13 protein-coding genes are annotated in these 12930 nt (G+C 70.3%); 4 read left to right on the top strand and 9 right to left on the bottom strand.

Annotated features, from left to right (window positions below):
* The first annotated feature begins 37 nt into the window (after positions 1–37).
* Together fba and rpe are read left to right on the top strand one after the other, a co-directional pair.
* Positions 38–1102: a class II fructose-bisphosphate aldolase gene (gene fba, locus V5F61_RS15810; RefSeq protein WP_393989434.1), complete on the top strand. Its 1065-nt coding sequence runs from the start codon at positions 38–40 to the stop codon at positions 1100–1102.
* Positions 1103–1360: 258 nt separating this feature from the next.
* Positions 1361–2053 carry a ribulose-phosphate 3-epimerase gene (gene rpe, locus V5F61_RS15805; protein ID WP_393989433.1) on the top strand — a complete coding sequence of 231 codons (693 nt, stop codon included), beginning with the start codon at positions 1361–1363 and terminating at the stop codon, positions 2051–2053.
* A 232-nt stretch (positions 2054–2285) separates the two neighbouring features.
* On the opposite strand, the gene murI is transcribed toward rpe, so the two are convergent.
* From murI to V5F61_RS15760, 9 genes are all read right to left on the bottom strand, one after another.
* Positions 2286–3134, bottom strand: a complete 849-nt coding sequence (murI, locus tag V5F61_RS15800) for a glutamate racemase (RefSeq protein WP_393989432.1) — start codon at positions 3132–3134, stop codon at positions 2286–2288.
* A 108-nt stretch (positions 3135–3242) separates the two neighbouring features.
* Positions 3243–4769: an acetyl-CoA hydrolase/transferase family protein gene (locus V5F61_RS15795; protein WP_393989431.1), complete on the bottom strand. Its 1527-nt coding sequence runs from the start codon at positions 4767–4769 to the stop codon at positions 3243–3245.
* Between the two features lie 96 nt (positions 4770–4865).
* The gene (locus V5F61_RS15790) at positions 4866–5576 is read right to left on the bottom strand and encodes a DUF429 domain-containing protein (protein WP_393989518.1); all 711 of its coding nucleotides are present in this window, start codon (positions 5574–5576) and stop codon (positions 4866–4868) included.
* Positions 5577–5742: 166 nt separating this feature from the next.
* Entirely contained in the window at positions 5743–6825 is a 1083-nt protein-coding gene (locus V5F61_RS15785) for an extensin-like domain-containing protein (protein WP_393989430.1), read from the bottom strand.
* Between the two features lie 85 nt (positions 6826–6910).
* On the bottom strand, positions 6911–7192 hold the full coding sequence (locus V5F61_RS15780) for a hypothetical protein (protein WP_393989429.1): 282 nt from the start codon (positions 7190–7192) through the stop codon (positions 6911–6913).
* Positions 7193–7436: 244 nt separating this feature from the next.
* A complete protein-coding gene (locus V5F61_RS15775) occupies positions 7437–7724 on the bottom strand; it encodes a hypothetical protein (RefSeq protein ID WP_393989428.1) in 288 nt (95 codons plus the stop codon).
* A gap of 194 nt (positions 7725–7918) precedes the next feature.
* On the bottom strand, positions 7919–8188 hold the full coding sequence (locus V5F61_RS15770) for a glycine zipper domain-containing protein (RefSeq protein ID WP_393989427.1): 270 nt from the start codon (positions 8186–8188) through the stop codon (positions 7919–7921).
* A gap of 235 nt (positions 8189–8423) precedes the next feature.
* Entirely contained in the window at positions 8424–9059 is a 636-nt protein-coding gene (locus V5F61_RS15765; RefSeq protein WP_393989426.1) for an invasion associated locus B family protein, read from the bottom strand.
* 296 nt (positions 9060–9355) lie between these two features.
* Entirely contained in the window at positions 9356–10006 is a 651-nt protein-coding gene (locus V5F61_RS15760) for a glutathione S-transferase family protein (protein ID WP_393989425.1), read from the bottom strand.
* Between the two features lie 347 nt (positions 10007–10353).
* On the opposite strand from V5F61_RS15760, the gene V5F61_RS15755 reads away from it, so the two are divergent.
* Positions 10354–11571, top strand: a complete 1218-nt coding sequence (locus V5F61_RS15755) for a polyhydroxyalkanoate depolymerase (RefSeq protein ID WP_393989424.1) — start codon at positions 10354–10356, stop codon at positions 11569–11571.
* 105 nt (positions 11572–11676) lie between these two features.
* Positions 11677–12924, top strand: coding sequence for an MFS transporter (locus V5F61_RS15750; RefSeq protein WP_393989423.1), 1248 nt, complete (start codon positions 11677–11679; stop codon positions 12922–12924).
* Positions 12925–12930 lie beyond the last annotated feature (6 nt).

Below are 12930 nucleotides of genomic sequence, written 5' to 3'. Positions count from 1 at the left end.
CCCGAACGAACGATATCGCGAACCCAAGGAGAGGATGATGGCCCTCGTGTCCATGCGCCAGCTGCTCGATCATGCGGCGGAGCATTCCTACGGCCTTCCGGCCTTCAACGTGAACAACATGGAGCAGGTGAAGGCCATCATGGAGGCGGCCCGCGCCACCTCGTCGCCGGTGATCCTCCAGGGCTCGGCCGGGGCGCGCAAATATGCGGGCGAGCCGTTCCTGCGCCACCTCATCGCCGCCGCCGTGGAGGCCTATCCCGAGATCCCCGTGGTGATGCACCAGGACCACGGCGCCTCCCCCGCCGTGTGCCTCGCGGCCATCCGCTCCGGCTTCTCCTCGGTGATGATGGACGGCTCGCTGAAGGAGGACGGCAAGACCCCCGCCGACTACGACTACAACGCCGCCGTCACCGCCAAGGTGGTGGAGCTCGCCCATGCGGTGGGCGTCTCGGTGGAGGGCGAGCTCGGCTGCCTCGGCTCCCTGGAGACCGGCAGGGGCGAGGCCGAGGACGGCCACGGCGCCGAGGGCGCGCTCGACCATTCCAAGCTCCTCACCGATCCGGACGAGGCCGCCCGGTTCGTGAAGGCGACCCAGTGCGACGCCCTGGCCATCGCCATCGGCACCTCCCACGGCGCCTACAAGTTCACCCGCAAGCCCACCGGCGACATCCTCTCCATCGCGCAGGTGAAGGCCATCCACCAGCGCATTCCTGACACCCACCTCGTGATGCACGGCTCCTCCTCCGTGCCCCAGGATCTGCTGGAGGAGATCCGCGCCCACGGCGGCGACATCAAGGAGACCTACGGCGTGCCGGTGGAGGAGATCCAGGAAGGCATCCGCCACGGCGTGCGCAAGGTGAACATCGACACCGACATCCGCCTCGCCATGACCGCCGCCATCCGCCGGGTGGCGGCGAAGAACCCTTCCGAGTTCGACCCGCGCAAGTTCCTCATCGCCGCCATGGACGAGGCGAAGAAGGTGTGCATCTCCCGCTTCGAGGCGTTCGGCTCCGCCGGCCAGGCCGAGAAGGTCCGCCCCATCGAGCTCGACGACATGGCCCGGCGCTACGCCGCCGGCAGCCTCGCCCAGACGGTGCACTGAGGCCATCGGCGCCGATCTTCGGACCGTTGCCGATCGGGCAGGCCCAGGTGCCGTGCGGGAGCGGTGGGAGGAACCACGGGCAGGGACCGTGGCGTCCCGGCACGAAGCCGCCGGGCGGGCCAAGAGCCGGGGCTCCGGGAGCACCCTCCACGAAACCCCGGCCGGCGGGACGACACGCACCTTTCATCGCCCCGCCGTGGAGAACCGGCCCGAGGCCGGCTATGAAGACCGCACATCCAGAGCATCGAGGAGGCTCCCATGGCCCGCGCGCACCCCATCATCGCCCCGTCCATCCTCTCGGCCGACTTCGCCCGCCTCGGCGCGGAGGTCGATGCGGTGCTCGCGGGCGGGGCCGAGTGGATCCATTTCGACGTAATGGACAACCATTACGTGCCCAACCTCACCATCGGTCCGCTGGTGCTTCAGTCCCTGCGCAAGGCCACCGACGCCTTCATCGACGTGCACCTGATGGTGAAGCCGGTGGACGGCATGATCGAGGCCTTCGCGGGCGCGGGCGCCGACCTCATCTCCTTCCATCCGGAAGCGAGCGAGCATGTGGACCGCTCGCTCCAGCTCATCCGCTCCAAGGGCGTGAAGGCGGGGCTGGTGCTGAACCCCGCCACCCCCCTCTCGGTGCTCGACTACACGCTGGACGCGCTCGACCTGGTGCTGGTGATGTCGGTGAACCCCGGCTTCGGCGGGCAGGCGTTCATTCCCGGCGCCCTCGGCAAGCTGAAGGAAATCCGCGCGCGCATCGACGCCACCGGCCGCGACATCCGCCTGGAGATCGACGGCGGGGTGAAGGTGGACAACATCGGCGCCATCGCGGCAGCGGGGGCGGACACCTTCGTGGCCGGCAGCGCCATCTTCGGCGCCAAGGATTATGCCGCCACCATCGCGGCCATGAAGCGCGAGATCAGCGCCGCCACCGGCGCGGCCGCGGCGGCCTGAACAGCCAGCCTTCGGGGGCATCACGTCATCGGCCCGGCCTTCGGCCGGCGCCGGGCGGGTTCCGCTGAAATCCGCTCGGGCCCGGCCAGGAGCCCAAGACGGCCCGCGGGGACGCGCGGGCCTTCTGCATCAAGGCATTTTCCGCTGGTGCCGGCTCGCGGAAGTCACTCCGGATTATTGAGTTTACGCGCTTTCTTCACGCGAACCGGGACCCACGTCGCTTGAAAACGCATTACGGCGCCGGCGCGAAGGCCACCGTGCGGCCGAAGAAGCGCGAGGCGATGCGCGAGGCCAGGGCCGGATCGCCCGTGGTGAGAAACGTGCGGGCACCGGTGCCGGCCGTGTCCAATTCCGGGTGCCGACTGAGATAGGCCTTAAGGCTGCGCGCGGTCACCTGCGGCTGGGAGAGGATGCGCGTCGTGGCCGGCAGGGCCCGGCGGAACAGCGGCTCCACCAGCGGATAGTGGGTGCAGCCGAGGATGCAGACATCGGGCGCGCGGCCCCTCATCCCCGCCAGCAGATCGGCCGCATAGCCCTCGACTGCGCGGGCGAGGTCTGCTTCCCCCGCATCGTCCTCGATCAGCGGCACGAGGCTGGGGCAGGCCTGCTGCCACACCTCCACATGGGGCGCCCGCTTGTGGATCTCCCCCGCGAACGCGCCGCTCTCCACCGTCTGGCGGGTGGCGAACACGGCCACCGCCACCTCCGCCTCCCCGGCCGGGCGGGCGAGCGGCGGCTGGTCGGCGACCCAGGGCACGCCCGTCACCTCTTCCACCACCGGCACGATGACGCCGAGCACCCGCCGCGCGGGATAGGCGCCGGGCAGCCATTCGTGCTGCAGCCGGCGCAGGCCGCGCGCCGCCGCCGTGTTGCAGGCGACGACCACCAGCCCGCAACCCTCGCGGAACAGGCGCTCCACGGCGCGCACGGTGAGGGCGTAGATCTCCTGGGGTGACTTGTCGCCGTAGGGGGCGTGGGCATGGTCGCCCAGATAGACGAGGTTCCGGTCCGGAAGGGCCGCATCGAGGGCGCGCATGACCGTGAGGCCGCCGCTTCCCGAATCGAAGACACCGATGCTCATGGGCAGGTTCATGCCGGGAAAAGCCGGCCGCGGCCAGTCCCTTCGGCCAGTCCCTTGCCCCTCCCCCACCGGGGGAGAGGGCCGTTCACGCGTGCGCGGGGGCCGCGCTCAGGCGATCTTGCGTTCCGCCTTGGCGTGCATGGAGCCGGTCTCGCGCGCCCGCACGTGCCAGGAGAGGGCCTCCTCGATGAGGTGGGGCGTGTGGCCGCCGCGCGCGGTGGCGCGGGTGAAATAGTCTTCCATCTCCTCGCGGAAGGTGGGGTGCACGCAATTGTCGATGATGACGCGCGCCCGCTCGCGCGGCGCCAGCTCGCGCAGGTCGGCGAGGCCCACCTCGGTGATGAGGATGTCCACGTCGTGCTCGGTGTGGTCCACGTGGCTCGCCATGGGCACCACGGAGGAGAGCGCCCCACCCTTGGCGATGGACTTGGTGACGAACACCGACAGATAGGCATTGCGCGCGAAATCGCCGGAGCCGCCGATGCCGTTCATCATGTGGGTGCCGCCCACGTGGGTGGAGTTCACGTTGCCGTAGATGTCGAACTCCAGCGCCGTGTTGATGCCGATGATGCCGAGGCGGCGGATGATCTCCGGATGGTTGGAGATCTCCTGCGGCCGCAGGATGAGGCGCGACTTGTAATCGGTGATATGAGGCATCACCTGGTCGTGCTTGGCCTTCGACAGGGTGATGGACGAGCCGGAGGCGAAATTCATCTTTCCGGCGTCGAACAGGTCGAAGGTCGAATCCTGGAGCACCTCGGAATACATGGTGAGGTCATGGAAGGGGCTCTCGATGAAGCCGTGCATGACCGCGTTGGCGATGGTGCCGATGCCCGCCTGGAGCGGCTGCAGCCGCTCGGTGAGGCGGCCGATCTTCACCTCGTGCTTCAGGAATTCCATGAGGTGGGAGGCGATGGCCGCGGTCTCGTGGTCCGGCGGCAGCACATTGGAAGCCGAATCCAGCTTCTCCGTGATGACGATGGCCGCGATCTTCTCCGGCGGGATCGGGATGAAGGGCAGGCCCACGCGGCTCTCGGGCGTCACCACCGGGATCGGCTCGCGGAACGGACGGCGGGTGGGGATGTAGATGTCGTGCAGGCCTTCCAGCTCGGCCGGCTGGGTCAGGTTGATCTCGACGATCACCTTCTCCGCCAGGATGGCGAACGTGGCCGAATTGCCCACCGAGGTGGTGGGCACGATGCCGCCCGACGCGGTGATGCCCACCGCCTCGATCACCGCCACGTCGATGGGGCCGAGCTGGCGGGTGCGCAGGTGCTCCACCGTCTCCGAGAGGTGCTGATCGACGAACATCACCTCGCCGGAATTGATGGCCTTGCGCAGCGCCGGGTCCGACTGGAAGGGGATGCGGCGCGAGAGCAGGTGGGCTTCCGCCATCTGCTTGTCGAGGTCGTTGCCCAGCGAGGCGCCGGTGATGAGGGTGATCTTGAGCGGCTCGCCCTTGGCGTGGGCCTCCTTGGCACGGGCGGCGAGCGCCATGGGCACCGCCTTCGCCTCGCCGGCGCGGGTGAACCCGCTCATGCCGAGGATCATCCCGTCCTTGATGTGGCTGGCGGCTTCCTCGGCGGACACGATCTTGTCACGCAGGGAGGCGAGGCGAATACGATCTTGAGGCATGGCGGCGTTCCCCCGAGGGCTTCCTCAGTCAGTCTTCTCGTGGCGCATAGCGAGCGTGACGGCTTTTTCGGAATTCGACTAAAGGCAATACGCCCCTCAGGCCATGATGCAAACCGGCAGGCCGAAAATGTCGCGCTCCGGCGGATCGGGAAAGCGCAAAGCCTTGCCATATGCCACTCTTTTGGCGCTCCACGCGCTGGCACACGCATCGATCAGGTCATCGAGCCCTGCTTGGAGCGCAAGGGCGCATTGCGCCACAAGCGCATCCATCGGTATTCCATGGGACGCGAGCAGAGACCGTCGCAGCTCCAGCCCCGGCGGGTGGGGGCGATTCCGCACCTTCTTCGGCAGCGCCAGGGGCCGCCCGCCGTTCATGGCCCAGAAGGCCACTTCCGGGTGGCATTCATGCACCCTGCCGGCGAGCTCCGGCCGCGCGCGCAGCAGGGCATCCACCTCGCCGATCTTCGGGAACAGGTGGAAGCACTGCCTGGACACCGCCCGCGGCGGATCGGAGGTGGCGCGGGCCGCGGCGCAGGCGGTGCGATAGCGCGTGCCCTCGTCCTCTCCCGCCGCAAGGCCCGCCGTGACCGCCGCCCGCGCGGGCACGGAGAAGACGGAGGATTGCCGCGCGCCGAGCAGGGGTCGCACCAGCCCCTCGGGCACGCGCCCGCCCGGCCCCACCCTTTCCGGCAGGCCGATGGGGATATCGATGGCGACCACCGGAAGGGGCTGCTCCGCGAAGAGATCCTGAAGCCGGGCGAGGCGGCTCAGCTCCAGGCGCGATCCGCCGTCCCAGCGCGCGCAGATCCAGCCGCCACGTCAACCGTCGATGCCCACGAAGCCGGGACGCGGCCGCAGGCTTCCCCCACGGGGCGTCGGTGTCGTCCTCGGTGCCATGGAGCGCCCCCGTCGTTCCGGGGCGTGCCGCCCCGCCCGGTACTCCCGGCGTTGGCGGTCGCTCGGGGGCGGGTCCTCAGTCCTCGCCCGCCCGCGCCTGCGGCAGGGGGATGGTGGAAGGCTGGGGCGCCGGCGCCGAATAATATTTGCGCTTGGGCACGGAACCCGTGACATCGCCACCGCCGGGCACATAGGACATGGGACCGGGCGGGCGCTGGCCCTCGGGGCCCACCTGCCAGCCGGGCGGCAGCTGGTTCGGCCCCGGCCGGGGCGCTGGGGCGCGGCGGGGCTGCGACTGGGGCGGCAGCGGCGCAGGGGGCGGGTCCGGCGCATAGACGGGCTGCGGCGCATAGACCGGCGGCTGCGCCATCGGCCGCGGCGGCTCGGGCACGGGTTCCGGCGCCGCCTGCGGGGGCTCCGGCTGCATCGGCGGTTGGGCGGGCAGCGCGGCCGGCAGGGGCTGCATGGCCGCCATGGCGGGAGCCGGCATGGGCTTTGGCGCGGGCTTGCAGATGGTGCGGCCCTTGGCGTGCCGCATCAGGTCCACATGGATGTGGTCGTAATGGAAGACGTTGGAGCCGGGCGCGAGCACGGTGGTGAAGCGGTCGCAGGCGCCCGCCTGCACCTGCAGCAGGAAGCCGCGTTCCTCCGGCTTGCCCTTCCAGCCGTCCTTGACGGTGATCCAGCGCCCGTCGGCGGTGCGGAAGGCGCCCACATCCAGCGCATTGCCGAAGGCGTGCTCGGAAATCTTGGTGTTGGCCTGCCCGTTCATGTTGCGGCAGGAGTAGGAGGACATCTGGCGAACAGCCACCACCGGCTGGCCCAGCCACGCCTCGGCGGCCGGCTCCACCACCTGCTGCACCCAGGCGTCGAGCTCGCGGATCACCGGGCAGGCGAGCCGGGCGGAAGGCTCCACCACCACGTTGCCCTCGGCGAAGGCATGAACGCGGAAGGGATGCTCCATGCCGCAGGCGCCCTCGCCGCCAATGGCGGACAAAGGCTCCATGAAGGCGGAGGGCACCACGCCCTTCTCCGCCAGGCACTGCTCTTCGGCCTCGACGCGCCAAGCCTCCCGCCCGCTTTCGCCGAAGCGGCAGCCGGTGAGGAGGAGCACGCCGACGAGCGGAGCAAAAAGATACCAGTGACCGCCGCGCATCATGGGCGGAACACTGGCGGATGCGGCGTTGCGGAGAGGTTAAGAGGGACGAGATTTCACGGGTATCCGGCGGCGCCGACGTCGCCATTCAGCCCGTAAGGGAGGACTTACCCGCCACGCCCGCCGCCTCGGTCTCGCCGGCGGGAACGGAGGTGGCGTCGCTGGCGGCGCGCGGCCGGGCCCCTGCGGCCACGTCACTCTGCACGGGCGCGGCGTCGGGCCGTTCCTCCACCGCCGACTGCAGCTTGAGCGCGAGCTGACGCAGCTCTTCCGGCATGTCTTCCTGGCTGTAGTCGTCGAACAGCTGCCGCAGCTCACGGCCCAGCAGATCCTGCCGCGCGGAGATGTCGCGTCGATGAGGAGTGCGCATGCCGCCGGCCTCTCTCTCGTCCTGCCTGATCCTGGGGAAGGGCAATGGGATCGTCACGCGGCCGCCCCACTTCGCCTAGCGGAAACACCCGCCGGCGTACGTCAGCCTCGCGACACATGCACCGCGCGCGAAGGTGGCTTTCCACCTCCACGCCCGGCGCGCCCGGTGTGGCACCCCCCCGGTGGCGTTACAATATGGGGGAACCCCGCATCTGCCATGCGCGGATGTTCCCCCTGGCGCCGGCTCAATCCCGGTACATCCGGCTGGAAGCGTCCCTCAGAAGCGGCTCCGACGCATCGGCGTCGGCCGCCTCGCGGACCACGTTGTTCGCGGAGAACTCCACCGCCACACGGCGCAGCAGCGCCTGCTCCTCGTCCGCCACCCGCACCCGGACGCGCCGCGCCGCGGGGCGCGGAAAGTCACGTGCGCATTCCTGCGGGGCGAACTCCATGGTGTCGTAGCCCCGGTGGACCCCGCTCACGGGCCGCGCAGGCAAGGGCGCAGGCCCAGCCGCCGGTTGCGTTTCCTTCATGGCATCCTCCGTGCGCGTCATCGCGGTCATAACGCGAGACCATCGCGCCGGTTCCCCGCCGGCCCCGCCTCGCGCAGGTGTGACGCAGCGGCCTCGCCGGAAACGAAAAAAGGGCGCCCGCCGAGCGCCCTTTCGTCATTACATGCGGCACGCCGTGCCATGCACCCCCGGCCGCGCGGCCACGGGGCTTAGGATCAGCGGCACTGCACCTGGTAGCGGTTGCCGTAGGCGTCGCGCGCCCAGCACGCCCTGGGGGTGGTCTCGGCGCCGATGATGGCGCCGGTGCCGGCGCCGATGAGACCGCCCACCAGGGCGCCGGTGCCGGAGCCGGTTGCCGCCGCGCCGATGGCGGCACCCGCGCCGCCGCCGAGCAGGGCGCCGCCCACGGCGCGGTCCTGACGGGAATACTCGCTGCAACCGGCGAGAGCGAGCGCCATGGCACCCGCGATGAGAGCCGCCTTCATAGTCTTCTCCCTTGCCCAGGTCCCGCCCCGAGGGTCGAGACATTCAGCCGAAACTGGTGAGCCCACGCGCGCCGGCCGCGTGAAGCCGCGGCGCGACAGAGGGCGCCGGGCCCCACGGAGCCCGACGCAACGGCATATAGCACATCGCTGCCGGCCCCGCCCAGGGCCGCCGGCCCGCACGGAAGAACGCGCCGACTTCCGCGGCAGCCTGTCCCTTCGGGCGCCGGCAGGCAGATCAATCCTTGGCGTTGAGGGCCGCGTCGGCGGCGGCGGCGAAACCGTTGAAGGAAATGGGCACCGCCACCCGCTTGCGGGCACCGTCCACGAATTCCAGCCGGCCCGGCCCCTTGGTCGCCTTCAGGGCGGCGAGCTGGTCGGCCTTCAGCTCGACATCGGCGAAGCAGCTGCGCGGGCAGGTGGAGAAGGCGGTGTCGATGCCGCTCTGGGTCTTCTCGTCGAGATAGAGGGTCGCACCCGGCGGCAGGAACACGCCGGCGGGAAGCTGCACCACGAGGCGCGGCGGCTGGTCCTTGGCGAGGCGCCCCACCACCACCTGCGCCAGCAGCCCCTGCTGGCCCTGGGCCTGGACGCCGGTGGCCGCCTCGCAGACCTTTCCGCCCTGCGGCTGGGCAGCCACGCAGCGCACCGTCCAGTCGCCATAGGTGGCGGTGGTGGCCTGCGGGTTGGCCTCGGCGGCGGCGGGCGTGGGCGCTGTCGCCGGCGCGGGCTTCTTGGCCTGCGCGGGAGCAGTCGTCTGCGCGGGGGCGGCGGCCTGCGCCAGCGCATCGGCGCCGCCCGCGGCAGCGAGGCCGAGCGCCAGCATCAACGCGGAAACGCGGGGGAACTTCAGGAGACGAGCGGAAGACGCCATCGATGGAAACCTCTGGCAGGACATGGTCTGGCGGTGATCCTGGACGGATCCTCGCGGCTCCGCGGCGCGCCCGGCCCGATGCCACAAAGGCCGCCGGCCGGGACGCCATTCCCCGGGGAGCGCGACGGAATCCGGCTCCGGCACCGCGGGCGGGAGGTATCGGTCGGTCATGCCACATCCACCAGCACGCACAGGTTGCAATCGCACCCACGCCGCGCATGCAACCGGATCATGGCGCCGAAGACGGCCCACGCTCCATCACCCGGCCCGGCGACACGCCGTAGCCGGTCGGCGGATCAGAACTCCACGTCGAGCTCTTCCAGCTCCTCGGGCTCCTCGAAGGCGCCGGCGATCCACTCCTGCATGGCGGGCAACGCCATGATCCGGTCGCGATAGGCGGCGGTCTCGGCGTCGAGCGGCACGTCGTAGGTGGTGAAGCGCGAACAGACCGGAGCATACATGGCGTCGGCCAGGGTCGGCGTCGCGCCCATCAGGAACGGGCCGCCGTGGGCGGTGAGGGAGCCGCGCCAGATGGCCAGGATGCGGTCGATGTCGGCCTGGGCGCCGGCCCAGACCTTGAAGCCGGGATAGCGGGCCTTGATGTTCATGGGCAGCGCCGAGCGCAGGTTGGCGAAGCCCGAATGCATCTCGCCGGAGATGGAGAGGCAGTGCGCGCGCACCGCCCGGTCCGCCGGCAGCAGCCCCGCCTCCGGGAAGATCTCGGCCAGGACGGAGCCGATGGCGAGCGTGTCCCAGACGGTGATGTCGTCGAGCACCAGGCGCGGCACCAGGAAGGACGGCGACAGCAGCAGCAGCTCCGCCCGCGCGCCGGGGTCGTCCACCGGCACGCGCTCCTCCTCGAAGGCGAGGCCCGCCATCCTGCACAAGAGCCAGCCGCGCAGCGACCAGGATGAGTAATTCTTGCTGGAGATGGTGAGAGTTGCCATGCTTGCCATGCGCCTCGGCTGTTTCACGGGCTTCGGGACGACGGAGGGATGTTTGCGGGGCTCCTGGCGCCGGGGCCGCAGGGGCGGCAACGACGAACCTTAGATCCCCGATACGAAGCATGTTGCAATGCACCACGCCCCGCTTCAATATCTCTTTCAACAGGTACAACTGATCTCGCCACCAGGAAAGAGAAAAAGTGCCCCTGCGACAATAACTTAAGGTTTCATCTCCGGCGTGCGGACATGGCAGACGGGGATGAAGCGGAAGGATGGTTCAGCCATATGACCGGGTCTCTGCTGTGTTCGATGCGGCCGGCATCTGCCGGCGCCCGTTGGTGCAGGGTGCCATGATGTATCTGGCATACCAGACCCAGGCCGACCTGATGCAGCCCATGCGCTTTGCCGCCGGGCTCGCCCGCCAGACCATCAATGGTCCCCTCGTCAACGGCTACGCCCACGCCGGGCTGCGCCACTTCTCCGCCGCCTGCGAGCTGGTGGAGCGCGCCGGCCTCAGCCACGCCCGGCCCGATTTCGGCATCCGCACCGTGGAGGTGGGCAACCAGAACGTGGCCGTGCGGGAGGAGAAGACCGCCGTCCTGCCCTTCGGCACCCTCCTGCGCTTCCGTAAGGACACCGACGTGGCCCAGCCCCGGGTGCTGGTGGTGGCGCCCCTCTCCGGCCATTTCGCGACCCTGCTTGTCAACACGGTCAAGACCCTGCTGCCGGACCACGACGTCTACATCACCGACTGGCACAACGCCCGCGACGTGCCCCTCTCCGCCGGTCGCTTCGGCTTCGACGAGTACGTGGAGCACGTCATCCGCTTCCTGGAGATCCTGGGACCGGGCGCGCATCTGCTGGCGGTGTGCCAGCCCTGCGTGCAGGCGCTGGTCGCCACCGCCGTCATGGCCCAGGACAACAACCCCGCCACCCCGCGCTCCATGACGCTGATGGCCGGGCCCATCGACTGCCGCATCAATCCCACGGCGGTGAACAAGCTCGCCATGACCAAGCCCATGGCGTGGTTCGAGCGCAACCTCATCTCGCGGGTGCCGCGCGGGTTCGCCGGCTCGGGGCGGCGGGTCTACCCCGGCTTCATGCAGCTCTCCGCCTTCGTCAGCATGAACCTCAGCCGCCACATGAAGGCGCACTTCGACCTCTACAACGACCTCGCGGACGGCGAGGCGGAAAAGGCCGAGACCACCAAGAACTTCTATGACGAGTACTTCGCGGTGCTCGACCTGGACGCCGATTTCTATCTCGAGACCGTGCGCTACGTGTTCCAGGAATACCGCCTGCCCAAGGGCGAGCTGACCTATCGCGGCCGGCCGCTGGACTTCGGCGCCATCCGCCGCACCGCCCTGCTCACGGTGGAAGGCGAGCGGGACGACATCTGCTCCCTCGGCCAGACCGTGGCCGCGCAGGACATCTGCCGCAACCTGCGCCCGCACCGCAAGCGCCACCACATGCAGGCGGGCGTCGGCCATTACGGCGTGTTCTCCGGGCGCAAGTGGGCGGGGCAGGTCTATCCCATTGTTCGCAACCACATCCTCGCCAGCGACTGACCCACGCCGGAGCCGGCGCGCTTTTTCCTTGCGCGCCGGCATCCGCTTCGCTTCAACAGGCTCCGACGGGATCGCCTGAGCGGCCGCCCCCGCCGGAGCCCGCACGTGACCCAGCCCACCGACGCCCGCCTGCGCGACCATCCGGACTTCATCCTGTTCTGGATCGGCCGGGTGGCCTCCTCCCTCGCCTTCCAGATGCTGGGCGTCGCCATCGGCTGGCTCATCTACGAGATCACCGGCAGCGCCGTGGCGCTCGGGCTGGTGGGCCTGTGCCAGTTCCTGCCCATGCTCGGCCTGTCGCTGCTGGTGGGCCATGTGGCCGACACCTTCGACCGGCGACGCATCGTCGCCACCAGCCTCGCCGTCGCCACCGCCACCCTCGCGGGGCTCGCGGCCGGGCTCGCCACCGGCGCGGTGGGCATCGCCGGCCTCTACGGGGCGGTCGCGGTCATCGGCGCAGTGCGGGCGTTCGAGCATCCCACCCTCTCTGCCCTGCTGCCGCGGCTGGTGCCGGGCGCGGCGCTGCCCAAAGCGCTCGCTGTCTCCTCCTCCGCCATCCAGACCGCCACCATCATCGGCCCGGCGCTGGGCGGCCTCGCCTATGTGCTGGGGCCGGTCGCGCCCATCATCGGCGCCGCCACCTTCTACGGCGCGGCGACCCTCGCCATCCTCGCCATCCGCCATCGCGCGCCCCGGGAACGGCGCGGGCCACTGACGCTCGCCTCGCTGCTGGCGGGGCTCTCCTTCATCCGGCGGCAGAAGGTGGTGCTCGGCTCCATCTCGCTGGACCTGTTCGCGGTGCTGCTGGGCGGCATCACCGCCCTGCTGCCCATGTTCGCGCGGGACGTGCTCCACGTGGGCGCCGAAGGCATGGGCCTGCTGCGGGCGGCACCGGCGGTAGGCGCCATGCTGATGTCTCTGGTGCTGATGCGCCTGCCCCTGAGCCGGGCGGTGGGCCCCACCATGTTCGCGGCGGTGGCGGTGTTCGGCGTCGCCACCATCGTGTTCGCCCTCTCGCAGAGCTTCACCCTCTCGCTCCTCGCCCTGCTCGTTACCGGCGCGGCCGACAATGTGAGCGTGGTCATCCGCTCCTCGCTGGTACAACTCTCCACGCCGGACGAGATGCGCGGGCGGGTGAGCGCGGTGAACTCCCTGTTCATCGGCACCTCCAACCAGCTCGGCGAGTTCGAATCCGGCATGGTGGCGGCGCTGCTCGGGCCGGTGGGCGCCGGGCTGGTAGGCGGTATCGGCACGCTGGTGGTGGTTGCGGCCTGGATGCGCCTCTTCCCGGAACTGCGGCGGGTCGACGCGATGCCCCGCCAGGCGGCCGGGCCGCGCCCTTCCGGCGCCTGACGCCAC

Origin of the sequence: Xanthobacter sediminis, assembly GCF_043195015.1 — a bacterium.
GTDB lineage: Bacteria > Pseudomonadota > Alphaproteobacteria > Rhizobiales > Xanthobacteraceae > Xanthobacter.
Note: the sequence above shows the minus strand (reverse complement) of the source record. Positions and strands in the feature narration are given on the sequence as shown.

Excerpts from the sequence above, each read along its gene's own strand:
- rpe (WP_393989433.1), top strand. The coding sequence starts at position 1,361 with ATGGCCCGCGCGCACCCCATCATCGCCCCGTCCATCCTCTCGGCCGAC.
- V5F61_RS15765 (WP_393989426.1), bottom strand. The coding sequence starts at position 9,059 with ATGGCGTCTTCCGCTCGTCTCCTGAAGTTCCCCCGCGTTTCCGCGTTG.
- V5F61_RS15755 (WP_393989424.1), top strand. The coding sequence starts at position 10,354 with ATGATGTATCTGGCATACCAGACCCAGGCCGACCTGATGCAGCCCATG.
- murI (WP_393989432.1), bottom strand. The coding sequence starts at position 3,134 with ATGAGCATCGGTGTCTTCGATTCGGGAAGCGGCGGCCTCACGGTCATG.
- V5F61_RS15795 (WP_393989431.1), bottom strand. The coding sequence starts at position 4,769 with ATGCCTCAAGATCGTATTCGCCTCGCCTCCCTGCGTGACAAGATCGTG.
- V5F61_RS15785 (WP_393989430.1), bottom strand. The coding sequence starts at position 6,825 with ATGATGCGCGGCGGTCACTGGTATCTTTTTGCTCCGCTCGTCGGCGTG.
- fba (WP_393989434.1), top strand. The coding sequence starts at position 38 with ATGGCCCTCGTGTCCATGCGCCAGCTGCTCGATCATGCGGCGGAGCAT.
- V5F61_RS15760 (WP_393989425.1), bottom strand. The coding sequence starts at position 10,006 with ATGGCAACTCTCACCATCTCCAGCAAGAATTACTCATCCTGGTCGCTG.
- V5F61_RS15770 (WP_393989427.1), bottom strand. The coding sequence starts at position 8,188 with ATGAAGGCGGCTCTCATCGCGGGTGCCATGGCGCTCGCTCTCGCCGGT.
- V5F61_RS15780 (WP_393989429.1), bottom strand. The coding sequence starts at position 7,192 with ATGCGCACTCCTCATCGACGCGACATCTCCGCGCGGCAGGATCTGCTG.
- V5F61_RS15775 (WP_393989428.1), bottom strand. The coding sequence starts at position 7,724 with ATGAAGGAAACGCAACCGGCGGCTGGGCCTGCGCCCTTGCCTGCGCGG.